Source organism: Mesorhizobium sp. Cs1299R1N1, from assembly GCF_037179655.1.
Lineage (GTDB): Bacteria > Pseudomonadota > Alphaproteobacteria > Rhizobiales > Rhizobiaceae > Mesorhizobium > Mesorhizobium salmacidum.
In genome coordinates, this window is sequence record NZ_JAPYKR010000004.1 from 35,633 (window position 1) to 56,470 (window position 20,838).

Annotated in this window: 22 protein-coding genes and 1 tRNA gene; 7 read left to right on the top strand and 16 right to left on the bottom strand. The window is 56.8% G+C overall.

The features are described 5' to 3' along the window. Positions 1-59 precede the first annotated feature (59 nt). The gene (locus O7A70_RS10000; RefSeq protein WP_337140247.1) at positions 60-239 is read right to left on the bottom strand and encodes a hypothetical protein; all 180 of its coding nucleotides are present in this window, start codon (positions 237-239) and stop codon (positions 60-62) included. Between the two features lie 396 nt (positions 240-635). Here O7A70_RS10000 and O7A70_RS10005 point away from each other — a divergent pair. Continuing rightward, positions 636-725, top strand: a tRNA-Ser gene (locus O7A70_RS10005). Positions 726-919: 194 nt separating this feature from the next. Here O7A70_RS10005 and O7A70_RS10010 read toward each other — a convergent pair. Together O7A70_RS10010 and O7A70_RS10015 are read right to left on the bottom strand one after the other, a co-directional pair. Then, positions 920-1,669, bottom strand: a complete 750-nt coding sequence (locus O7A70_RS10010; protein ID WP_337140248.1) for a hypothetical protein — start codon at positions 1,667-1,669, stop codon at positions 920-922. A gap of 211 nt (positions 1,670-1,880) precedes the next feature. Further along, the gene (locus O7A70_RS10015; protein ID WP_337140249.1) at positions 1,881-2,276 is read right to left on the bottom strand and encodes a hypothetical protein; all 396 of its coding nucleotides are present in this window, start codon (positions 2,274-2,276) and stop codon (positions 1,881-1,883) included. 247 nt (positions 2,277-2,523) lie between these two features. Between O7A70_RS10015 and O7A70_RS10020 the strand changes: the two genes are divergently transcribed. Then, positions 2,524-3,963, top strand: a complete 1,440-nt coding sequence (locus tag O7A70_RS10020; RefSeq protein ID WP_337140250.1) for a KAP family P-loop NTPase fold protein — start codon at positions 2,524-2,526, stop codon at positions 3,961-3,963. Positions 3,964-4,052: 89 nt separating this feature from the next. Here O7A70_RS10020 and O7A70_RS10025 read toward each other — a convergent pair whose 3' ends face one another. The 11 genes from O7A70_RS10025 to O7A70_RS10075 form a co-directional block, all read right to left on the bottom strand. Continuing rightward, a complete protein-coding gene (locus O7A70_RS10025; RefSeq protein WP_337140251.1) occupies positions 4,053-4,532 on the bottom strand; it encodes a hypothetical protein in 480 nt (159 codons plus the stop codon). A 10-nt stretch (positions 4,533-4,542) separates the two neighbouring features. Next, a complete protein-coding gene (locus O7A70_RS10030) occupies positions 4,543-4,776 on the bottom strand; it encodes a hypothetical protein (RefSeq protein ID WP_337140252.1) in 234 nt (77 codons plus the stop codon). 244 nt (positions 4,777-5,020) lie between these two features. Beyond that, positions 5,021-5,455 carry a hypothetical protein gene (locus tag O7A70_RS10035; protein WP_337140253.1) on the bottom strand — a complete coding sequence of 145 codons (435 nt, stop codon included), beginning with the start codon at positions 5,453-5,455 and terminating at the stop codon, positions 5,021-5,023. Between the two features lie 261 nt (positions 5,456-5,716). Further along, positions 5,717-6,520 carry a hypothetical protein gene (locus O7A70_RS10040; RefSeq protein WP_337140254.1) on the bottom strand — a complete coding sequence of 268 codons (804 nt, stop codon included), beginning with the start codon at positions 6,518-6,520 and terminating at the stop codon, positions 5,717-5,719. 535 nt (positions 6,521-7,055) lie between these two features. After that, positions 7,056-7,397, bottom strand: coding sequence for a hypothetical protein (locus O7A70_RS10045; protein ID WP_337140255.1), 342 nt, complete (start codon positions 7,395-7,397; stop codon positions 7,056-7,058). 5 nt (positions 7,398-7,402) lie between these two features. After that, a complete protein-coding gene (locus O7A70_RS10050; RefSeq protein ID WP_337140256.1) occupies positions 7,403-7,810 on the bottom strand; it encodes a hypothetical protein in 408 nt (135 codons plus the stop codon). Positions 7,811-7,816: 6 nt separating this feature from the next. Next, positions 7,817-10,399, bottom strand: coding sequence for a phage/plasmid primase, P4 family (locus O7A70_RS10055; RefSeq protein WP_337140257.1), 2,583 nt, complete (start codon positions 10,397-10,399; stop codon positions 7,817-7,819). 20 nt (positions 10,400-10,419) lie between these two features. After that, positions 10,420-10,611, bottom strand: a complete 192-nt coding sequence (locus tag O7A70_RS10060) for a helix-turn-helix transcriptional regulator (RefSeq protein ID WP_337140258.1) — start codon at positions 10,609-10,611, stop codon at positions 10,420-10,422. 224 nt (positions 10,612-10,835) lie between these two features. Beyond that, the gene (locus O7A70_RS10065) at positions 10,836-12,137 is read right to left on the bottom strand and encodes a tyrosine-type recombinase/integrase (RefSeq protein WP_337140259.1); all 1,302 of its coding nucleotides are present in this window, start codon (positions 12,135-12,137) and stop codon (positions 10,836-10,838) included. 337 nt (positions 12,138-12,474) lie between these two features. Then, the gene (locus tag O7A70_RS10070; RefSeq protein WP_442921178.1) at positions 12,475-12,687 is read right to left on the bottom strand and encodes a DNA cytosine methyltransferase; all 213 of its coding nucleotides are present in this window, start codon (positions 12,685-12,687) and stop codon (positions 12,475-12,477) included. An 82-nt stretch (positions 12,688-12,769) separates the two neighbouring features. After that, the gene (locus O7A70_RS10075) at positions 12,770-14,353 is read right to left on the bottom strand and encodes a TerC family protein (RefSeq protein ID WP_337140554.1); all 1,584 of its coding nucleotides are present in this window, start codon (positions 14,351-14,353) and stop codon (positions 12,770-12,772) included. Between the two features lie 1,201 nt (positions 14,354-15,554). Here O7A70_RS10075 and O7A70_RS10080 point away from each other — a divergent pair. Continuing rightward, positions 15,555-15,731 (top strand): hypothetical protein, encoded by a 177-nt coding sequence (locus O7A70_RS10080; protein ID WP_337140260.1) that lies wholly within the window; start codon positions 15,555-15,557, stop codon positions 15,729-15,731. 138 nt (positions 15,732-15,869) lie between these two features. Here O7A70_RS10080 and O7A70_RS10085 read toward each other — a convergent pair whose 3' ends face one another. Beyond that, complete coding sequence (locus tag O7A70_RS10085; protein WP_337140261.1) at positions 15,870-16,586, bottom strand: SDR family oxidoreductase; 717 nt, start codon at positions 16,584-16,586, stop codon at positions 15,870-15,872. 132 nt (positions 16,587-16,718) lie between these two features. On the opposite strand from O7A70_RS10085, the gene O7A70_RS10090 reads away from it, so the two are divergent. Beyond that, the gene (locus O7A70_RS10090; RefSeq protein ID WP_337140262.1) at positions 16,719-17,648 is read left to right on the top strand and encodes a LysR family transcriptional regulator; all 930 of its coding nucleotides are present in this window, start codon (positions 16,719-16,721) and stop codon (positions 17,646-17,648) included. A 49-nt stretch (positions 17,649-17,697) separates the two neighbouring features. Here the strand turns inward: O7A70_RS10090 and O7A70_RS10095 are convergent, their stop codons facing one another. Further along, positions 17,698-17,931, bottom strand: a complete 234-nt coding sequence (locus O7A70_RS10095) for a hypothetical protein (protein ID WP_337140263.1) — start codon at positions 17,929-17,931, stop codon at positions 17,698-17,700. A gap of 319 nt (positions 17,932-18,250) precedes the next feature. Here O7A70_RS10095 and O7A70_RS10100 point away from each other — a divergent pair, with 319 nt between their 5' ends. The 3 genes from O7A70_RS10100 to O7A70_RS10110 all read left to right on the top strand — a co-directional run bounded on the left by O7A70_RS10100 (position 18,251) and on the right by O7A70_RS10110 (position 20,815). Next, positions 18,251-19,048 carry a sterol desaturase family protein gene (locus O7A70_RS10100; RefSeq protein WP_337140264.1) on the top strand — a complete coding sequence of 266 codons (798 nt, stop codon included), beginning with the start codon at positions 18,251-18,253 and terminating at the stop codon, positions 19,046-19,048. 188 nt (positions 19,049-19,236) lie between these two features. Next, on the top strand, positions 19,237-20,043 hold the full coding sequence (locus tag O7A70_RS10105) for an alpha/beta fold hydrolase (protein WP_337140265.1): 807 nt from the start codon (positions 19,237-19,239) through the stop codon (positions 20,041-20,043). A 100-nt stretch (positions 20,044-20,143) separates the two neighbouring features. Beyond that, positions 20,144-20,815: a DUF2161 domain-containing phosphodiesterase gene (locus O7A70_RS10110; protein WP_337140266.1), complete on the top strand. Its 672-nt coding sequence runs from the start codon at positions 20,144-20,146 to the stop codon at positions 20,813-20,815. Positions 20,816-20,838 lie beyond the last annotated feature (23 nt).

A 20,838-nucleotide genomic window follows, 5' to 3' on the forward strand; every position in this document is an offset into this window, starting at 1 on the left:
AGGAACGGTAGCGGGCCTGTTCGAGGCCAGCATAGGTTAACGATGGGCGGCGGGGTCGGCTATTTCGACTCCACGCCCAGCTCAGGCCGCATGTCGATCGTATCGCCATCTCCATGCACGGCATCATGATCCCAATTGTTCGTCTTCTCGGGCGTTTTGACGACAGCCTCTAGGGTGTCCCTGTCTTTGTCCTTGCGGGGCTTTGGACCTGGCACGTCGCGTGATGACTTCGGTTCCATATGCGCCTCCTTTAGTTCTCTCCAGAAACAAGGAAGGGAGGCTCGGGTTCCAAAAACAAGAAAGCCCGCTGCCTCGGGCAGCGGACTTTGGCTAGGAGTTGAGGGGACATTTCCATGCTGCGGAGACAGCAGACCAACAGTGGATTGGTTCCAATGTTGGTCTCTGTTTCGCGGCGCGTGCTGTGAGCGCCTAGGGGTATTGGAACATCAAAATCACGCTGGACGTTTATTCCCATGTGATGCCGGGAATGCAGGCCGACGCAGCGGAGCAAGTTGACGTCGCGTCGCAGGCGGCTATAAGCAGATCGAAAAAAGGCAAATAGTTGCAAAGTGCGCAGCAGCCGGTGTTTCTCGACCGGACGCGGAATCAAAAAAGCGCAGCGTTTGTAACTACTTGGAGGGATGGCCGAGCGGTTTAAGGCACCGGTCTTGAAAACCGGCGTGGGCGCAAGTTCACCGTGGGTTCGAATCCCACTCCCTCCGCCAAGTCAACCCCTGAAACGCTAGGAAACCATAGGGTTTGGCGATTTTTAATTAGTGACCAACTAACCAACCTACTAACCAGTGTGGTTATCCATTGCCTTCTGTCGCGCTCTTTTCGTGTGAAAACAGGCGTCCGTCGCCTTGTCGAATGTGCGCCGGAAATCAGCCAAAAATAGGCGTGCCTCAGAGGGTTGCCTCTATTGGATCAATCTGGGCTGATCGGCGGGAAGCAGAATTTCTAACGCGCTGCGAATCATATTCCTCAGCAGTTCGGCAAGCACCTGAGGCTGGGCATCGAAATTTGAAGCGATATCTCTTGGACTGACACGGTGCCGAACTGCTTCGGGCATTACCAGCAATTCTCGAAAAACGTCTCCGGAGAGCAGTGCCAAACTGCAGAGATAACGTTCGGGTTCCGTTGCCTCAGCTATACGTCTTACTCCCTGTCTGTTGTCGACTTCAATCGCGGCGACCACGGAGGTTGTGTCAAACAAATCTAGCGCCTTAACCAATGGGACAAACAAGTCTCTTACTCGCTGATCGGAGTAGGACGCGCTAAACGCCCTGTGCGCAAAAATGTTTCTGACTTTTCTGAAATTGTTCAGCCTATCGACCGTACCCTTAGTTAGCCAACCTAAATGATAAGCCATGGTGATGCGGCCCCCAAACGTGCCTAGTGGGCCGTTGCTTCCAAATATTCGCTCTTTTGCAGCTTCGGAGCCTAGGTCAATCAACTGATTCTGAAAAAGGTTTGTAACCCGATCTTCGATGTATGATGAAACGACAAGAACCTGTGAGGTCTCAGATTCTGTGTGCAGACGCCGAAAGATATTTGGCATAGCGGACGAGTCAAATTTCGTCTGATCGACGGCGGTCTTGGCTACCCCAACTTGATGATCATACATCGCCTTGACAGCAGCATCCAATCCTTTGGGGTCGAGTTTCATATCGTCTTGCCAATCTCACCGTAGAGCTTTGTGCCGCAGAAATTTCCATTTACACGGCGGCGTCCTTGTCGTTCGGCGTTGGGCTAGGTTCCGCGAACCTTGGTCAAAGGAACGGCGCAACGGTTCTCAACGCCAAGTATTGCTGCCACTGGGCATATTGCGGGTTGCGAATGTGCATCAACGGGGCGACGCCCGCTAGGCTCTGCGACCTTTAAAGCTGATAGGGCTTGCAATCGCTTTCGATGTAACCGTCCTTCCAGCCCCACGGTTGCGTTAACTTCGGCAGATTCCTTTGGAAGACAATCTTGCGACCTGTCGGAACTCCGGGGAAGTCACAAATCAGCACATCGCCAGTTGCGTTGCACTCGCGCGTAAAGCCCCATCCTCTGGGGTAAACTTCGGTCAATGTGGCCTCAAGGTAAGTGTTCGCCGCGATTAAAATCTTGTCACCCAACGCAACGCTGCCGTCCTTAGTTGCGTCGTCGCTCATTGCAGTCACCGCGCAGAGGAATAGCTGTGCCCAACCCTTATCCGCTGCATCAGTTCTTCCCGCACTGCCAGCTAACACTAATCCGACGCCGAGCGCCACACGCGGCAGCCAACCCATTTCCGCATCCCCCTCCAATATGTTGCAGAACCGCCCGAAACTTAAGCGCAAATCGCCGGACGGAGAACCCCTCCCCCTGACTCGTTGATTGTTAGTCGCTTTCCAAAGCGACTAACCGAATCCACTAACCTTTCGTTGGGAATTTGTCGTCGGTTTGGGTGTTGCTGCTCACACGCATCCCATCTAACACAGTTTACTCACGCGGCACTGGTTTGCGAGATTGAGCGCCACAAAAAGCGGGGTTGGCATGGCTGATCTGGACGAAATCTGGAAAAACGATCTACTTAAACGGCGTGGCGATGCTGACTTTTTGGAAAAATTCATAGCTGGGCAGGTGCGAACCCGATTGCAGGACGGCACACGTGGATCATTTGCCATCAACATTGATGCTGACTGGGGGGCGGGCAAGTCCTTCTTCGTAGATTGTCTGGCGGAGCAACTTCGTAATTCCGGCCACGTGGTTGCAAGGGTCAATGCGTGGCGTGATGACTATCTTGATGATCCTTTCGTTGCGGTGCTGGCGGCAATTGACGAAGCGATTGCTCCTTTCGTCAAGAAAGAGGGTGCAATTCAGAGCGCGTGGAAGGGCGTCAAGCGGGGTGCTGTCCCGGTTTTAGGAAGAGTTGTCTCGGGCGTAGCGAAAACGGTCGTGAGAAAATACGTCGGTGAGGAGATCGAGGAGCTTTTAAGGAGCGATCCGGAAATTGCGGGAGATTCAGACGCCCCGAGCTTTATAGGAGAGCTTGTTAAGTCGGGCACCGAGAAAATTACAATTGAAGTTGAGAGCGTAATTGATCAGGGCACCCAAAAAGTAATCGACCGTTTCAACGAGAAGCGCAAAGCCGCTGATGAGTTCCAGATGCGTTTGACCAACGCTGTCGCCGCAATAGGCAGCGACAGAGCCTTGCCCTTCTATGTCATCGTTGACGAGCTAGATCGGTGCCGCCCCTCATACGCCATAGCCTTACTAGAGAGGGTGAAGCACTTGTTCGGCGCGCCGAACATCGCGTTCGTCTTTGCGACAAATTCCGACCAATTAAGACATAGCATTTCCGGACTTTATGGAGCGGGCTTTAACGGTTTTGCTTATCTAAAAAGATTCTTTGAAATCACCTATCAGTTATCCACTCCCGATATTTCACAGTTTGTCTCGGTCAACGCTCGACAAATAGCGCCATACGGTTTGCGTGCACCGGACGAAAACGTGGAGAAATTCCTCCAATTGGGCTTTGATGCTTACAAATTGAAAGCCAGAGATATCAAACGAGTTCTGAAACTGATTGAAAACGCGGCCATTGCTTGGCCGCATAAACGTGCAATCGATATGACACTATTACTGCCTCTGGCGATCGCATATTATCAGAGCGGCAACGCAAGCTGGCGCGGCGCTGTTGCAAATATCCCGAGCAATTTTTCATTTCCAGTTCAAGGTGATCGCCGATATGGGAACCGAGCGTTTGACCTGAGCATTCAAAGTATATTCACGAAATTTGTCGAGGTTAACAGTAACAAAGACGCATTCAGGGCACTTAACGATAAAGAGCTGAGCAATCCCGAAGAGAGATATGTTTTTGATATCGTTCACGAAGATTGGGATCGCGTCATGAATGGGCGGCAACGAACTACACATGACGAACTTGTCGCACTGGTAGCGCACGCAGGAAGCATTGCGCCGTCTAGCGATTGAGCCCACGCCCGCCTCAAGCGAAGCGATGGCGGGACGCACCGGCGAAATCACTCCTGCTGATGCCCTGGCTCGCGCCTTTGCTGCTCTGGTCAATGAAGATGTACAAGCTTCAGGGTGTCTTCGCCATGCAACTCTGCGAGGCTGCGCCCGGCAATGCGCGGTCTATAGAACTGTTGCCCGCAAGCAGAGCCGGCCGGTTCAAGTCGGTCGGGAATGCGCATAAGGCTACGCTTCCACTGTTCCCCGAATTCGTCGTCGCCCATGCCGAAAAGCATCGCGGTTGAAAGGCGAAACTGCCGGATGGTCAGGTGCGGAAACTTGCAGCGGTAATGCGATATGATCGCAAACACGTCTTTGTCGCAAAGCTCCAAAGTCCCGCGAACATCGTCATAATGGGAAAGCTCGCTGTAACTGCCGTGAAACCCGAGCTTGCCGGCGACGGGCGCAATCATGCTGCGAACACGCGTGTAAGTGTCCTTAATCCGTCCTGCCTCTAGCTGGACAATGCAGTCCATGGGGACCACGTGAACGGCGATCGTGTTGGGATAGGCTTCGGTTCCGATGTTCATTGCTGTTGCTCTATTCCTTAGCGTCAATGCTGTTGCGGCTGAGATCGCCGGGACCATCAAAATCGATTGACGGGTTGACGCTAGGGTCATCAACATCAAAGACAATCGCCAGCCGACCGCGCTCGAGCGGCATACTGTCGGAAAGATTGCTCTTTCCCGGCGAATTGAGATTGCAGAGATTGATCAACCGCCCGTCTAATGTCTCGGCTTCGAGCTTGGCGTTGCGGAAAAATACGATGTTCATGGGTCGTTGCTCCGTATGGGTTTAATTGCATACCGTTTGACGCCATAGCGTCGGTTGCGCGCCCAAATCGCGATCTGGTCGGTCCTTATGACCAACAATTCTCCGCATCGGATCGGGATCGGAAATGAATTGAAGGACTGCATGTGATAAAGCCTATCCATGCTCCATTCGAAGATCGAAGCAGCAAAGGTTTCATCAACGAATGCGCAGTTGGACGGGATCGCGACTGTTTCACGTTGCGTTGTCATGGCGTATCGAGCATTCGCCGGTAAATTTCCGCCGCGTTTTCTTCGCTGATATCCGCAGGCAAAACGGGCGCGTTGCGTGGAGCGTCGTCGGCATCCTTGAAAGCGGCGTCCAATGCTCTTGCCTTCTCAACAGATGTCATTAGCTGGCGGAGTTCGGCGCTATTAATCTCGCCCTCCGAATACGCTGCGATTGGATCGCCGTTCGGGATCATGGCTGGTATGCCACCCGTAGGAACGAGCATCTTGACCAGCACTGACAGCAATTGCGTATCTCCACCAAGCGCTGCGGTAATGGCTGTCGTGATGATCGCCTCGCCATGCTTGGTAAGATGCTCCAAAGCTCTGCGGCGGTGCGAGATCGCTCCGGGCGCTCTGCCACCAAGCTTGTTGCCGGGTAGGAACCTTCCCGTGCGCTTGTCCTTGCCGTCCATCACAATTCCCGTTTATTTATCGGCTTTAAGCGGTTCAGAGACGACGGACGGTAACGGCCTGGCTTCGCAGCCAATCCGACACAGCGTCCGTTGATGTGAGCCACGTTGTCCTGCCTTCCTGCCAGCTTTCGGGAAAGCGATATTTGCGCCGCCACAGCGACAATAACTGTCGCGACAGACCGCCCAAGGCTATGCGCAAATGTCCAATTTCGATGGTGGGCGAGATCGGCAACATCACAACGGAAGGGAGCAAAGCGGGCGTCATCCGTTGAGCATCCCGAACGCTTCGGCCCGTGAGATATCGCCAAGGATCGCGACGAAATCGACCGCGGATTTCAGCACCATTTCCACACCGGCAATTTCGTTGCGTGACGCATCGAATGCGGCCATCGCCTGCCGTGCTGCCGCAGACGCGGCGGTAATGTCGGGGCCATCGCCTAGCGGCGCTTCATATGATGGCTTCACCTTGAAGTTGGCGGCGACTTGACCGGTCAACGCCTGTTCCATCACGTCCGTTTCGAGCCGTTCGGCAAGATCGCCGGGCAGCTTTTCGCGAAGCGACGGATTCGAGAGGATCAACGATCCGAGTTCACGATTGCCGAGCGCAGCGGCCAATAGGTCAGATGGCTTTTTGTCGGCCAACCAATTAACCGTCTGTGCGGCCCGGACCTCATGGCCGAACGTAAGGCGAAGTTTCTCGCCTTCGCTAGCGTTGAGCGGGATTGCCGGCCGGTTGGCAAGCAGGTCGGCGCGGCGCGTATCCAGTTCCCGCATTCTGTTCACCGCCGCGCCTTGCAACTGCTGCCACGGGGTGGCGAGCGGGCGAATAGTCGCGGGAAACTCTTTTTTCCATCCTTCCGCGCTTCGATCAGCAATTTGAGCCGAAGCGACCGCCGCTGCGTTACTGGCAGTCTCACGCAGTCGCCGCACGTCCGGGCCTAGCACTTCGCTGTTTTCGAGTGACTTCCGGACAACAAACGAACCGTTGCGGCCATCATCGCGGCTCACGGTGATGCCAACGTTCGACGTGTCTTCGAAGGGTTTCAGTTCAAGATATGCTGGCATTGGTCTTCACTCCTATTGGCTTTGCGAGTGAAGAATTGACAGGATAGTAAGTAGCCGTCAAGCAGAACAAGTTTTGACAATTACATTTGTTTAAATGGATATCCACATCTACAGATTGTAGCAAATTCAATCGCAAATTTACTTACGACGCCAACGCAAATTTACTTGTGCCAATTCGACCGCGATCACAACGACAATCCGTCGCAAACGACCATCAAAACCGTGAAGTGGATAGTCCGGTGGTTAGCAGAGAAAAAGCATCCATCTCAATCGAGAGGGATTTCAGAGCTTTAACGGCACTAGCAAGGCGGACGATATCTCCGCCACGGCGCAGCAACGTTTAATTAGCGCGGACACCTTGGACAGCTTTTCGCTATCCTTCTCTATAGGAGCAACACGGATATGGGTATGGTGATACCCTTACCCTTTCTCATACGCATAGAGTTGAAAAAAAGCTGTCCAAGCTGTCCAATAGAAATTGCACAAAAAATCACGGCAAATTATAGAAGCTAAAGAGGCAAGGCGTCCTCTGGCCTTACGGATAGAAAAAATTGCCTTCTTCGTCGGTGTGCATGCCGTCAATTTCACGGTACTGCGGCAACTTGATAAACTCGTGATGCACCACCATCGGGTCAAGCTTGTCCTGCACCACAAGGGTGCGAAACAGTAGCAGAAGCTGAAAGATCGCTTCTTTGTCGTTCGCCTTGCGCCATGTCGTGTAGGCCGCGCCGCCCGTGTTGACATAGCCCGCTGTCCAATCTCGATTGCCTTCTTTGATCAGCGGACCGATTTTGATTTGGCCGAACGTGTTTGCCTTGCTGTTGCGCCAAGCCTCAAAAGCCGGCGTCCATGCTATCAATGTCTCTTGAATCTTCATTCGTTTCACCTCGCTTCGCGCCGAGTATATCGCTCCAAAATTGCGAAATTGTCGGCGCCTTGGCCTTTTACCGGATTACCGCTTTTGTCTGTGTAAAATTCAAACCATGTTTGCAAAGCAATGTCACAGCGCTTCGCCACGATCTCTTTGAACGTTGGACCTCCGTAGTGGGTGCTTGCGCTAAGTTTCTCTTGTAGCAAGCCGTCTGTGGGATTCAACAAGACTATGGATGCTCCATCTTCAAGACGTTGGTCACACCATGCTGAAACATGAATTTGCTCCCCGGTAGGTAACGCCAGATCAAAGCGAATTTGCCAACGGTCGGGGCTATTTGAGTGGTCATTTTGTTTTGACGATCGCACCATTCCTTTGATGATCGGCTTGACGATATTGCTCAATTCTTCTGAATTCATTTCTCGCTATCCGTTTGTGATCGGTGGTGGTCCAAAGTTCGCAGCCGCCCGTAGGGTCAGCCCGGTAATCCAACTTCCATTTGAACGTTTGCGCGGGAACCGCAGCTTTTCCAGTCGGTCGCCCATCATCTGCTTGCCCACAATCTGGCGCACACCGGATCGCCGCGCCCATTCAGAGAACACGCGATAGACTTCATCCACGGCCACCATGCCTAGCGGATCGGCAACGCATTGTTCGTCCACAAACTGTGCGACTTGATCGGCTTCCATCCGCCATTTTCGTTTCGCCTCAATGGATGATGGTGGTGCCATAAACCCGTTGATGGTTGCCTTGGCGTAACAGGTGATCGCGAGATTGAGAATTCCCGGCAATTCTGCGGCTAGTTTGGTCTTTAGGTTGTGATCCTGTTCCGGCTCACTGAAAGTCCGGTTGAACGCAATAATGGTGGCACGTCGGAACAGCGCGTCCGAAAAATCTCGCGTATGTGGAAGGTGGTTGGTGCCGAACCAGCACGTCGCAAAGGCGCGCATTTCGAACGGATGACCTTGCTTATCCTCAACCGTAGTCAATTCACCGCTTGTGATCGCCTTCAATTCGGCGTCGGCAATTATCTCGCCCTGCTTCAACTCCGTTACGATGTTGGCAAGCTTCTGGTGAAGGTGTGCGCGTTGAAAGCGATTGTCGAAATTGCTTGGTTGAACACCGGCTACGTTCTTCGTTCCCAACAACGATTCGACTACCGAAAGTAGCACGCTTTTTCCGTTCGCGCCGCCGCCAATCAGCATAACGAAGCGTTCATGCTTTGCATGGCTCATTAGCGTGTAGCCAGTCAATTCCAACAGCGACCAAACCTTGTGATCCTTGTCCGGATCGTCGCGGAACACATCGTTGAGGAACGCGAGAAACATTGGCGCGGTAGCGCTTGGATCATAGGCAGCCGGGATTTGGGTTGTCCGGTAGTGCTCGCGTCGGTGCGGCTGTAGCGTCCAACCGACGTCTCTCAATTCCAATTCGCCATTCAGGCAATTCACTACGTCCGGATTGCCGATGTTGAAGGTGTGATCGGGTCGGTAAATCTCGTTACGGAGAACGTCGGTCACGCCGTTGACCTTTGGCGCGGTAACGCCGCAGCTGTTTGCCTCAAGCGTTGTCTGAACCCACTTCTTGATCGCGATATCGTCGCGCTTGTTCCAAACGCCTCGGCCTTCCCATGTCCAAAAGTGATGTTCGGCATGGATCACGTTCTCAACGCCCACGGCTGCGAGTGTCATCCTTGCAAGCGCTAGGTGATCCGCTTCGGTGTCGTCGGTCGTCTGCGATGCTTCAGCGCGAAGCGTGGCAATCCTAATGCCGGTCGTGGTGCGAATTGCGTTCAACACGGTATCGCGGTGGATCGGTGGAAGCGCCCCGGCTTCTCTACATAGAATCGTGATCGCATCGGCATTTTCCGGCGTCAACTTCGCCGCGTCGTTCAAGATTGCCTCGATTGCGCGGCTTGACGTTGATAATGTCGGCCGCCGAGGCGCGGAGGACGCTCCGGGCGGCAGTTGGTACGTCGCGCCATTGAACAGTGCCGTGGCGTCCGGCTGCGGCGGTCGCCCGTATGCCTCGCGGTGAAGTCGTCGCCAGCCGAGTTGCGTCCCGGCGTCGAATGATTGCCAAAGCTTTTGGTTCTCGGCTTTGTTGTTTTTCGGCCACTGTGCGCACCAGCTATCCCACATCATCCGCACAAGATCATCGTGAACAAGGCCGGTCGCCGCTTGCCGGAATGCCGCGCTGATATTGCGCCAATCGTCGTACTGCTCCGGGTTGTCGATGCTAAACAGCGCAGCATGGGCATCGGCGAATGTGGGTGCGCAGTCTGTCCCGAATGGCTTTCGATCACCGCCGGAGAGTGCCCTAGCGCCTGCCAACAGCCATTCCGGTGCGATGGCAAGTGGTGTGGCAAGATCAAAGCCGTAATCGACCACGTACCCGCCATCGCCCCGCCGGTCCAATGCCTCGCCTAACTGGCCCGCATCGGTCGGCAACCCCTGCCCGGCTGGACCGCGATAAAGATAGTGATAGCCGCCCGAAGTGGTTTGCTGCCAAGCCGTCGTCGGCAAGCGCAGCCCCAATATGGCAAGCGTATGCAACCCGTCTCGCCCGTTCTTCCGATCAACGTCCAGGGCGATCAGGTCGCCAGATGGCGCACCAGTCGCAATTCCGATCAGCGCGGCGGGGAAGGCCGTCCAGAGGCGCGCTATTGCCGTTTCATCGCGTGTCGCCAGCCAAACGCCGCCTTGCCCTTTTGGAGGCGCCGGTATGCCAAGGACGCTCGCAACGGTTTCATTAGCAAAAGGCAGCTTATTGTTCGTTAGGGGAAAAACCGCGTAGCCGTGGCGGGCAAGATTAACGGCGCGGTTGCCCGCTGGCGCAGGCGGTGTTAAAGCGGTCATTGCATTTATTCCTATGCCCGGTGAGGCTTCGCACGGCCTGCCGGGCTTTTTATTTGAGTTCGGCGGAGCATGGCTCTGTCGAACCTGTTTCAAATAAATTGCTGAAAATACTGCACATTTGGCAGCGGTGCCGGGCGCAAAAATCGCCATCTAACCGCTTTTACTAACGATCATGCTGCTTTTTGGTGCTGGCGGGCGATGTACGCCTGTACGTCGCTGACAAGGTAGCCGACCTTGCGCACGGAAACGTGCAGCTTGCGTGGAAACGCCGGGTCCGTCTTTTCGAGCCGTTGGCGTGTAGTGTCGGATATCAGGAGTTTCGCGCAAAGCTGATCGCGCGTCAGGATGGTCATGTCGTTCATAGCGAACGGGCCTTTCAAAATCTCTGGGTTGCCGGGATTATTGCAGGCAGTCCACCTGCGGTTCACAGCGTCTTGCTCGCTGCACGGCACCATCCAGCGCCCTAGCGCCGCCGATCATCCGATCTAGGCGGCAAACCGGAGCGGAGCATGACTATGCGGATATAGTCAAGCAAAACGGCCCGGATTAACGGGCCGCTTGAAATAGTTGTCCACAGACTATTGATCTATGCGATTAGTCGTTGCCATTCTTGCTTATAATTGTCGTTTGAAACCAAAAGATAATCGCACCATTGCTGCATCAATTGTTTGCGACGGTCAAAGGCATCGCCGCGCCTATAGGCGGCTACGGTCCGATCTTTAATGGTGTGCGCAAGAGCCATTTCGGCGATAGTATCTGGATGCAACGTTGTTTCGCTGCACCAATCGCGGAATGCACTGCGGAAGCCGTGAACGGTCAATCCGTCTCTCATGCCACGGAGACTTTCTAGCATTGCCATATTTGAAAGCGGTTGATTGCGCTTCGCACCCGGAAAAGCATACGGATGGTCAGCGATGCGGTGCAGACCTTTCAACAGAGTGATTGCGGCGCTCGACAACGGAACGCGGTGTTCGACACCGGCTTTCATCCGCGCCGCTGGTATGGTCCACGTTGCGGCTTCAAGGTCGAATTCCGTCCAGACCGCGTTCAACGTTTCCGACGTGCGGGTTGCGCAAAGGATCGTCAGCATGAGCGCCTTTGCTGAATAGTCGGCCTTTGTCTGCAACTCCTGGACAAAGGCCGGAACGTCCGCAAAAGCCATTGCTGCGAAATTGCCCTTGAACTGCTTTCCCTTTTTGCCCAGCCAGTGCTGCAAACCGTCTTCCCATTTTGCAGGGTTATGATGGTCCTTCCACAAAGCCTTGGTTTCAGGGTTGGCGCTGCCGAGTGCCTTGGACTTCGCGGCGGCAATGATCGTTTCGATGCGCATCCGGACGCGCGATGCGGTTTCCGGCACGGCATCCCACAACGGCAATTTCTTGCCGCGCCGAATGTGCGGTTGCTGCAAAACGGACAACACGTCATCAACGCTGATTTCGTGTGGTAGCGCCCGTCCGATCTTGGGATAAACGTACTGACTAAGCGTGTTATCCCACTGCTGACGATGCTTCTCGTTTTTCCAATCGCTTTCATGCTGCGCAATGTAGTCGCGGGCGAAAGTTTCGAACGTATCGCCGGAAGCGCTTTTCGAACGGTTCGCGGTTGCCTCGCGCATTGCGAGCGGATCGATCCCGGCTTTCACTTTGTCGCGATATTCGAGCGCGACCATTTCAAGCTCTTTCAGCTTGCGGTCGCTGATCGGGTCCGAATGCGGTTCGAGCGTCATCACGCGGCGCTTAGCGTTGACGGTGTAGCGGATAACCCATGACGCCGTTCCGTTCTTGGCGAGCGCGAAGCACAAGCCGTTGCCGTGCGACCAAAGATTGGGTTTGCCTGCCTTAATGCGGTTACGGAGTTCGCGATTGAGAGTGTCGATTTTGGTTGCCATGTGCGGAGCGTCCTTTGGTTAGATGGCGATGGCCGTACTAACCGTTAGAAGCCGTCCGACAGATCAGTTGAATAGCTACGATTAAGCAAAACATAGCGACATCAACAGGTTGGCTAATAGCGACTAGTCACGACTAGGCCAACTTAAGGTCACTCCCTCCGCCACAACCTGTTGGTTTGTCTACGCAAAATTCGTTGACGAACCCACAACCCTGAAGCGGACTCCCTGCAACATTTCGGGATGCTACTGCAACAATAGTGCAACAGCTATCCTGTTGCACCGAGGCCCGATTCGAGCCAGTTGGGGATGAATTCCCATGACCGCGAGAATCAGGCGTTCAGAAGTATGTCTTTAGCAACTGTGTGGCGACCTCAGCTGCGAGCACCGGAGGCACCGCGTTCCCGACCTGCGCGAACTGCCGAGCCGTCGGCCCGACGAAGGCGTAGTCGTCGGGAAAGGTCTGAAGCCGCGCGCATTCCCTGACGCTCAGGGTGCGCGGAATCTCAGGGTGCAGGTGCGAGCGGCCGCCGCCGTTGGTGCCTCCCGCAATGACCGTCTTTGACGGCTCTAGAGAGGGGCGGCGGGGCCTCTTAAGCTATGGCCCCACTCGTCGCTGAGGTGCTGGCCACAATTTAAGGACGCCCGTTTTGACCCCAGGCATCCTCATGATCCTTGACACGAACCTTACCGATACTTCGCTTGTCGAGTGAGACCACTTCAAAGCTCATTCCGTCGACCTGCAGCGTTTCGCCAGCCGCCGGCAGGTGGCCCAACTGCGTGAGGATGTAACCGCCAAGGGTGGAGTAGCGGTTTGTATCGTCGACGAAATCGCGGTCAATCGCGCCGCTGAACTGGCGAATGTCGACAAAGCCATCAGCCAGCCATGAGCCATCATCCTGGCGTTCGAGTGTCGCCGCTTCTTCGTCGATGTCAGGGAATTCGCCGGCAATCGCCTCAAGGATGTCGGTTGGCGTGGCGATCCCTTCGAGCGAGCCATGCTCGTCGACGATCATCGCCATCTGGACCGGCGAGCGGCGCAGCTGCTCCATGACCTTCAGCACGTTGGTGGTTTCGTGGACGATCACCGGTTGTCGGACGACGCGTGTCCAGTCGATCGATCTCCCGTCGATGAGCATGTTCAGGAGTTCCTTCGTGATCGCGACGCCGACGAACTCGTCGACCCTGTCACGGGCAAGAATGACGCGGCTGTGCGTCAGCTTGCAGATCGCTGTCTGAAGCTCGGATGGCTCGTCGTTCAAGTCGAGCCACTCGACCTCGTTGCGCGGCGACATGATTGAGCTGACCGGTCGATTGTCGAGACCGAGCACGCCGCGGATCATCTCCTTCTCCTCGGGCTTGAAGAGGGTGCCATGCGCGACCTGCTCGGCAATCACGTCCACGGTCTCACCCAGCGGTTCTTCACCCACCCTGCCGCCAAGAAGGCGCAGCACCGCCGCTGACGTGCGCTCACGAAGATCGCCGGTCGTTATGCGCTTTTCCCGATTGTGACGCCCGACCTGGTTTGCTGCCTCGATGAGAACCGAGAAGCCGATGGCCGCATACAGATAGCCCTTCGGGACATGGAAGCCAAAACCCTCCACCACCAGGCTGAAACCGATCATCAGAAGGAAACCGAGGCACAGGACGACGACGGTCGGATGCTTCGACACGAAGGCCATGAGCGGCTTCGATGCCGCCATCATAACCGCCATCGCCACGCAGACGGCTGTGACCATCACCCAGAGCTCATCAACCATGCCGACGGCGGTAATCACGCTGTCGAGTGAGAAAACGGCGTCTAGCACGACGATTTGAACGATGACCTGCCAGAAGACGGCGTGAACGACCTTGCCTTCCTTGGGCCGATGCGAGCCCTCTAGCCGCTCGTGGAGTTCCATCGTGCCCTTTGCGAGCAGGAACACGCCGCCCAGGATCAGGATGAGATCACGCCCTGAGAATGACAGGCCAGCAACACTGAATAGCGGCTGCGTCAGTGTTACGATCCAGGAGATCGAGAACAGCAATACGATGCGCATGGCGAGCGCCAGCGCCAGGCCGAGCAGTCTTGCCTTGTTTCGTTGATGCGGAGGAAGCTTGTCGGCGAGGATTGCGATGAAGACGAGATTGTCGATGCCGAGGACGACTTCCAGAACGATAAGGGTTGTGAGGCCGATCCAGAGGTTTGGATCTGCAAGGAATTCCATGGCGGTACCTATCAGATTTTATCAGGCGAACGCGAAAAACCCCGGACCGAAGATCCGAGGCAAACGCCGCATGAATTACAAGCTATGAAATGAGAATATGGCTGGTATCGCAGGCGCAATGCCAGCCTAGATCGGTATCGATTTTCGCCTGTACTGTCGCCTTCTTCAGGCATTTCTAAATCTACTCCCGATTAGCGTGCGATAATTCCTATCGAAATGCTAAATATCATAAAATGGCCAGTCGAGAAAGCGTGCGCTTCAGGAGCAATGCCCCCTGTTGCGTTCGGCGGCTCAGGGGGCAGGTACGTCTAAGTTATTGTCCGCCAACTTTTGATAGTGTCGGACCCGCCGAATCCTTTACGGTCAGCGCAGCGAGTGCTCGCAATACGTTCGCTTGCGCGCGCGCCTCCTCGGCAGCCTCCACTTTGACAGCTTGCTCGACATCGAGTTCAGCCCGCCTGCGGCCACGACTGGGCGCGGTCCCTGCCCGCCTGCTTGCACTCGCACCGGAACATCTTCACCAAGTCATCGTGCATGGGCGTGCTCAAGCCCCAGGCGGGCGCCTAGCGCCTCAAGGTCGAACTTGACGGAATGTTTGCACTTGGGATGCCGCAAGTGACGTAAAACGAATCGCATCGGCAATGGTTTTGGGCGAGGTGCGGCCTCGGAATGAGAAAATCGCCACGCGCGGAATATGTTCCTATTGGCTGAGATTTGGCAAAATGAAAAGGGCCGGAAGCCGAACCCCGCCGGGCCTTGACGCCCCTGAATCAAGAAAACGCCCGCCACGTTTTGCGCAGCGGGCGCTAGTTCATGGGAGGAAATGAAACGCGTGCGGTCAAGGGTGGCCCCCTTTTACCCTCGATGACGATACGCCTCGCCTGGTTGGATAATAAGCGCGCAGCAGTTGAAGCGCCGCATTATCCGGGTTGCGTGACTTTTCCGCCACAGACGAAGAAAGTCCTCCGCCACAGACGAAGAAAGTCCGGGCACCTGAGCAGCCGAGCTAAACCTGCAAATATGCAGGTTTGATTTGGGGGATCGTGTTTCCTTTCAGTGCAGCAGCGGGGCGCCGACGACGGCCAGCGCCGCGGTGAGGGCGAGGAGCGGCAGCAAAGGCAGGGAGGCGGCTTAACCATGCCGAATCTAGATGCGGTTGGCCTTCAGCAGGCGTACGATGGACTCGCGGGAGGGCATCTGGGAGGAGCCCTTTATGTTTGAAGTGCGGAGCTTTGTCGCCAAGATGGTGAAACGCGAGCGCGTAGCTGCCAAGCAGCGCGTGATGCCGCCGATAGTGAAAACACTCGCCGATCGGCCGGTTCACATCAAACCCCGGCCCGCCAAGAACAGACCGGCTCCGCCGCAGCATCACGCCGCCAGCAACATGTAGGCTTTCAGACGCCTGCACTTTCCGCACAGGACCGACGCTTAAGGATTGAGCGCCGACGCCCGAACCTTTGTCCCTCTTTCTCCAGAACCATCGTGCGGTGCCGGTGACGTTTGCGACGTTCCGCTTGGCGGGCCTATATCACCAGGGGACGGTGCGGCCGAGATAGTCGACATAGGTCAACCCCGGGGTTCCCCGCCTGGCAAGCAGGACGTTCACAAGGCTGGGCACGCTTTCCTCGATGCTCAGCCGTCCCTCTGGTCCGCCCAACTCAGTACGGACCCATCCGGGCGCCATCAGCACCATGGCACGCGATTTTGCGGCATGACGGGCCGCGAAGCTTCGCATGAACATGTTCAGCGCCGCCTTGCTGCCGCGGTAGACCTCACGTTGACCTGTTTCGTTGTTGGAAATGCTGCCCTGCCCGGACGACATCACGCCGATCAGACCGGTCGCCGGGACAAATGGCTCCAGGCTCTCGAGGACACGCATCGGGCTGAGTGCATTTGTGACCATCACGCGAACGAACTCGTCGGTCGCCACATCAGCGATCGTTTCACACGGGTTGTTTGTCACGCCGGCATTGACGAACACTATGTCGAATGCCCTGCCGGATAGCCGGTCGCGCAAGGCCGCGACCTGATCGGGCTCGCAGATGTCGACCGTCTCGATTTCGAGCCGGCCGTCGAACTCATCCGCGAGATCGTGCAGCTTGGTCCGGCCGCCGCTTGCCCGGATCGTGCCAACGACGTGCCAGCCTTTCCTGAGGAACTCGGCCGCCATTGCATGGCCGAGGCCGCGCGATGCGCCGATAAGAAGGGCTGTACCTGATGGGGTGTTCAGAACGTCTGCGGACATTGGGCAATCTCTTTCGTTTGCTGGGTGACCGCAGATATGGGCAAGCGGAAGCCCCGCGCCAGACGCGCCAAATTCAAACTATGGTTGCATCCGGCGCTATGTCTGCCAGAACAGCTGCGATAAGGCTGTGCCATGGACAATGTGGACATGAACCTTCTCGTGGCGCTGGACGTCTTGCTTGCCGAAGGCAGCGTGACGGGGGCGGCCCGCCGGCTCGGCTTGAGCACCTCGGCGATGAGCCGGACGCTCACGCGACTTCGCGCTGCCACCGGCGACCCGCTGCTCGTCCGGGCCGGACGCGGGCTTGTGCCCACGCCCCACGCCACGGAATTGCGCGATCGCGTCCATGAGCTCAGCCGGGATGTGCGAGCTGTTCTTCGGCCGCAAAACATGCGCCTGGACTTGGCCACGCTCGAATTGACATTCACCATTCGCGCCAGCGAAGCATTCCTGGAATTCCTTTCCGGCCCGGTCGTGATTGCGGTCACCCGTGCGGCGCCCCGTGTTCGCCTGCGCTTCGCACCCAAGCCCGACAAGGACGCGCGTCCGCTTCGGGAAGGTCTCATCGATCTGGAGATCGGTTTGCTTGGAACGTCCGCGCCCGAGATACGCACCCAGTTCCTGTTCCACGACAAATATGTCGGCGTGGCCCGGGCCGGACACCCGCTTCTGATGGGCGCCTGTGTGACGCCCGAACGCTACGCCGCCTGCAAGCATGTGGTGGCATCACGGGAAGGAAATGTCGTCGAGCCGATCGATGGAGCCTTGGTGAAGCTTGGCCTTGGACGCACCGTCGTGGTTGTCGTGCCCGGGTACCCCGATGCAATGCGGATCGTGCGCCAATCGGATCTGGTCGCGACCGTGCCGCGCTCGTGTTTCGGCAACGCCGGCGCAAGCGACCATGCCGTCACGGCGGGTCTCGAGAGCTTCGAGCTCCCGCTTCCCATTCCGGAGTTCAAGATATCGGCGATATGGCATCCTCGCATGGACGCCGACCCGGCCCATCGTTGGCTGCGCGATACCGTCATGTCAGTCTGCCGGGCGGCCTATCCCCGGCGATGAAGCGTGATCGCGCAGCGATAGTAAGTCCAACGCCAAGGCGCCGACTTGCTCAGTCCGATTGCTGTGTGCGCTCCGCGATGGCAAATGCCTGCAGGTTCCTGGCCTTGCCGATGTCCTGGTCCGCGTTCACGATGATCGAGAAGAAGGCTGCTCTCGCAATGTCCTTCTTGGAGGCCTTGGGGTGCGCTTTCCGGGCAGCTTTGACAAGCTGCTTGGGAGACATGTCGGGCGTGACGATCCTCATGAGAGTGTCGCCGATCGCACTCATTTCGCTTGCGTCCATGATGGGCGTCCCTGTGCTGACCGCAATGTCACAATAGCAAGGACAACTCGCGACCGACAATATGGTTCTGGAAATGAAAAACCCCGCCGGCAGGGACCGGAGGGGTTAGTCCTGGGAGGACGCGCGTTGCGCTGCGTTCGACAAGCGCGCCGACCAAGTAGCGCCAGCTTGCGACACGGATGTGACACCCGGCGATTGCGTGGGAAGCCGTGAGCGTGACACAGGCCGCCGGCATCAAGCCTTTCGAAAGGAGAAATGTGGTTCTGTTCGAAACTGAAGCGCGGGTGGCGCTGGCCAAAGGCAAGGCGATAGCGGTCGAATGGATATCTTTGGCATCAAGGGGCTGTTGATCTGCGCGCTGATCTTCATTCCGTTCGAGCATCTGTTTGCAGAGCGACCGCAGAAGATCCTGCGCAACGGCTTGGGTGTCGACCTGATCTATGTGCTGTTCAACGGCCTCGTCGTAAAGGCAGTAGTAGTCCTGATCGCGGCGAACACGCTCGAAGCCGCTGCAATGCTGGTCCCGCAATCGGTAACGCACGCGATCGGCGGCCAGCCAATCTGGCTGCAGGTCGCCGAAATCATCGTGATTACCGATACAGGTGTCTACTGGGCACACCGTGCGTTTCACGAAATCCCCGCGCTTTGGAAGTTCCATGCGGTCCATCACGGCATCGAGGAACTGGACTGGCTCGGTGCATTCCACTCTCACCCCGTCGACTCCATAATCACGAAGGCAATTTCGCTGACTCCGATCTTTTTTCTCGGATTTTCCGAAGCTTCGATCGGGGTCTTTTCCGTCATCTACTTCTGGCACACTCTGCTCGTTCATTCGAACTTGCGAATTCCGTTCGGCCCCTTGAAGTGGCTTATCGCCAGCCCGCAGTTCCATCGCTGGCACCATGCCAACCAGCGCGAAGCCTATGACAAGAACTTCGCCGGACAGTTGCCCCTCCTCGACGTGGTGTTCGGCACCTATAATGCGACAGGCAACAAAGTGCCTGAGAAGTATGGCGTCGATGATCCGGTCCCTTCCAGCTACTTCGGGCAGATTGGCTATCCACTGCTGCGCCGCAGGAAACGATCGAATCGGGCAGCGCCGGAGAGCAAAGGCTGACGGCAGATATTGACCGCAGCTGTTGCCGCCCGATGTGGCTGCTTCGCGCCGAACGGCGTTCATGGCGGCAACACAACCCCACTTGTCGTGTCGGCTGATGGCAGCAGAAATTCCTTCGTGGGTTGGTGTCGGCGGGCGCCGGCGATAAATGTAGGTCCTGCGCAATTTGCCACGAGGCTGGTTTCGGCATGGATTATCGCGACGACGACCTCACGAAATTCGAAGCGCACGGCGCCGCTCCTTTGCCGGCCGCGGCGAACGAAGGCCAGGTGGAGCACGAGGGCGCAAAGATCTGGTACGCGACGTTTGGGACGGGTTATCCCGTGATCCTGTTGCATGGTGGCCTTGGCCATAGCGGCAATTGGGGATTTCAGGTCCCGTCATTGGTCAAGAACGGCTATCAGGCCGTCACCATCGACAGCCGCGGCCATGGACGCAGCACCCGCGACGAACGGCCGTACAAATACGAACTGATGGCCTCGGATGTCCTGGCGGTGATGGATCGCCTGCAATTGAACAAGGCTATCGCAGTGGGTTGGAGCGATGGCGCCTGCGTTGCCCTGATCCTTGGCATGAAGGCCGCCGATCGCATCGCGGGTGTGTTCTTCTTCGGCTGCAATATGGATCCCAGCGGCACGAAGGAGTTCGAGGCCAGTCCGGTCATCGAGCGGTGTTTCAGCCGGCACAAAAAGGACTATGCCGAGCTGTCGGCCACGCCAGGTCAATTCGATGCGTTTGTCAAAGCTGTCGGCCTGATGATGAAGAGCGAACCCAATTATGGCGCCGCCGACCTGGGAGAGATCGGCGTGCCCGTGGCGGTCGTCCAAAGCGAGCACGACGAGTTTATCAAGGACGAGCACGCGATCTATTTGGCCCACAGCATACCGGGATCGGAATTGGTCATGCTGCCCGAGGTCAGTCATTTCGCGCCCTTGCAGCGTCCCGACCAGTTCAATCGCGTGCTGTTGGCCTTCCTCAAAAAAATTCATCCTTGAGCCCTGCCGCACCGTTTCCGGAGTCCCAGCTCCGGGCATGCACGCGAGACATCATTTCGCCTGCGAGGCTTTTCACGTCGAATCGGCTAAGCCTTGCGGCATGAACGAGACCTCACTTTATACGCCGGTGAAGCGTTTCCTCGAAAACCTCGACTTCGTCGTGAAAGGCGAAATCGGCGGCTGCGATATCGTCGCGCTGCGCGAGGGAGAGCCGCCGATCGTCGTCATCTGCGAGTTGAAGCTGCAGTTCAATCTCGAGCTGGTTCTGCAGGGCGTCGACCGTGCTGCCGCTTGCGATGAAGTGTGGCTGGCGGCGCGCATGTCGGCGCGTGGCAAGGGGCGCGAAAGCGATGCCAGGTTCCGCAACCTTTGCCGTCGGCTCGGCTTCGGCCTGATTGGCGTGACCGCCAATGATCGGGTCGAAGTGCTTCTCAGTCCGATCGCCGTGGCGCCGCGCAAGAATGCGCGACGGCGTTCTCGCCTTGTCGACGAGCACCAGCGCCGCCGCGGCGATCCTGTCGCCGGCGGAGGATCGCGCACTCCGATCATGACCGCTTACCGGCAGAGCGCCCTCGCCTGCGCCGCGGCGTTGGCGGACGGGCCCAAGCGCCCACGCGACCTGAAGGCGCTGACGCCGCTTGCGCCAAAGATCCTGCTGCATAATGTCTATGGCTGGTTCGCGCGCGTCGACCGCGGCGTCTACGATCTCACCGACGCTGGCCGTGCCTCGCTGATCCGTTGGCCGCAGGCCCCGGACAGTTCGCCAGGATGATCGTGAACGTGCTCTATGCCGTC

What these genes read in the sequence shown, in the direction of transcription:
- O7A70_RS10000 (WP_337140247.1), bottom strand. Translation starts at nt 239, where the DNA reads ATGGAACCGAAGTCATCACGCGACGTGCCAGGTCCAAAGCCCCGCAAG.
- O7A70_RS10010 (WP_337140248.1), bottom strand. Translation starts at nt 1,669, where the DNA reads ATGAAACTCGACCCCAAAGGATTGGATGCTGCTGTCAAGGCGATGTAT.
- O7A70_RS10015 (WP_337140249.1), bottom strand. Translation starts at nt 2,276, where the DNA reads ATGGGTTGGCTGCCGCGTGTGGCGCTCGGCGTCGGATTAGTGTTAGCT.
- O7A70_RS10020 (WP_337140250.1), top strand. Translation starts at nt 2,524, where the DNA reads ATGGCTGATCTGGACGAAATCTGGAAAAACGATCTACTTAAACGGCGT.
- O7A70_RS10025 (WP_337140251.1), bottom strand. Translation starts at nt 4,532, where the DNA reads ATGAACATCGGAACCGAAGCCTATCCCAACACGATCGCCGTTCACGTG.
- O7A70_RS10030 (WP_337140252.1), bottom strand. Translation starts at nt 4,776, where the DNA reads ATGAACATCGTATTTTTCCGCAACGCCAAGCTCGAAGCCGAGACATTA.
- O7A70_RS10035 (WP_337140253.1), bottom strand. Translation starts at nt 5,455, where the DNA reads ATGGACGGCAAGGACAAGCGCACGGGAAGGTTCCTACCCGGCAACAAG.
- O7A70_RS10040 (WP_337140254.1), bottom strand. Translation starts at nt 6,520, where the DNA reads ATGCCAGCATATCTTGAACTGAAACCCTTCGAAGACACGTCGAACGTT.
- O7A70_RS10045 (WP_337140255.1), bottom strand. Translation starts at nt 7,397, where the DNA reads ATGAAGATTCAAGAGACATTGATAGCATGGACGCCGGCTTTTGAGGCT.
- O7A70_RS10050 (WP_337140256.1), bottom strand. Translation starts at nt 7,810, where the DNA reads ATGAATTCAGAAGAATTGAGCAATATCGTCAAGCCGATCATCAAAGGA.
- O7A70_RS10055 (WP_337140257.1), bottom strand. Translation starts at nt 10,399, where the DNA reads ATGGCGATTTTTGCGCCCGGCACCGCTGCCAAATGTGCAGTATTTTCA.
- O7A70_RS10060 (WP_337140258.1), bottom strand. Translation starts at nt 10,611, where the DNA reads ATGAACGACATGACCATCCTGACGCGCGATCAGCTTTGCGCGAAACTC.
- O7A70_RS10065 (WP_337140259.1), bottom strand. Translation starts at nt 12,137, where the DNA reads ATGGCAACCAAAATCGACACTCTCAATCGCGAACTCCGTAACCGCATT.
- O7A70_RS10080 (WP_337140260.1), top strand. Translation starts at nt 15,555, where the DNA reads ATGTTTGAAGTGCGGAGCTTTGTCGCCAAGATGGTGAAACGCGAGCGC.
- O7A70_RS10085 (WP_337140261.1), bottom strand. Translation starts at nt 16,586, where the DNA reads ATGTCCGCAGACGTTCTGAACACCCCATCAGGTACAGCCCTTCTTATC.
- O7A70_RS10090 (WP_337140262.1), top strand. Translation starts at nt 16,719, where the DNA reads ATGGACAATGTGGACATGAACCTTCTCGTGGCGCTGGACGTCTTGCTT.
- O7A70_RS10095 (WP_337140263.1), bottom strand. Translation starts at nt 17,931, where the DNA reads ATGGACGCAAGCGAAATGAGTGCGATCGGCGACACTCTCATGAGGATC.
- O7A70_RS10100 (WP_337140264.1), top strand. Translation starts at nt 18,251, where the DNA reads ATGGATATCTTTGGCATCAAGGGGCTGTTGATCTGCGCGCTGATCTTC.
- O7A70_RS10105 (WP_337140265.1), top strand. Translation starts at nt 19,237, where the DNA reads ATGGATTATCGCGACGACGACCTCACGAAATTCGAAGCGCACGGCGCC.
- O7A70_RS10110 (WP_337140266.1), top strand. Translation starts at nt 20,144, where the DNA reads ATGAACGAGACCTCACTTTATACGCCGGTGAAGCGTTTCCTCGAAAAC.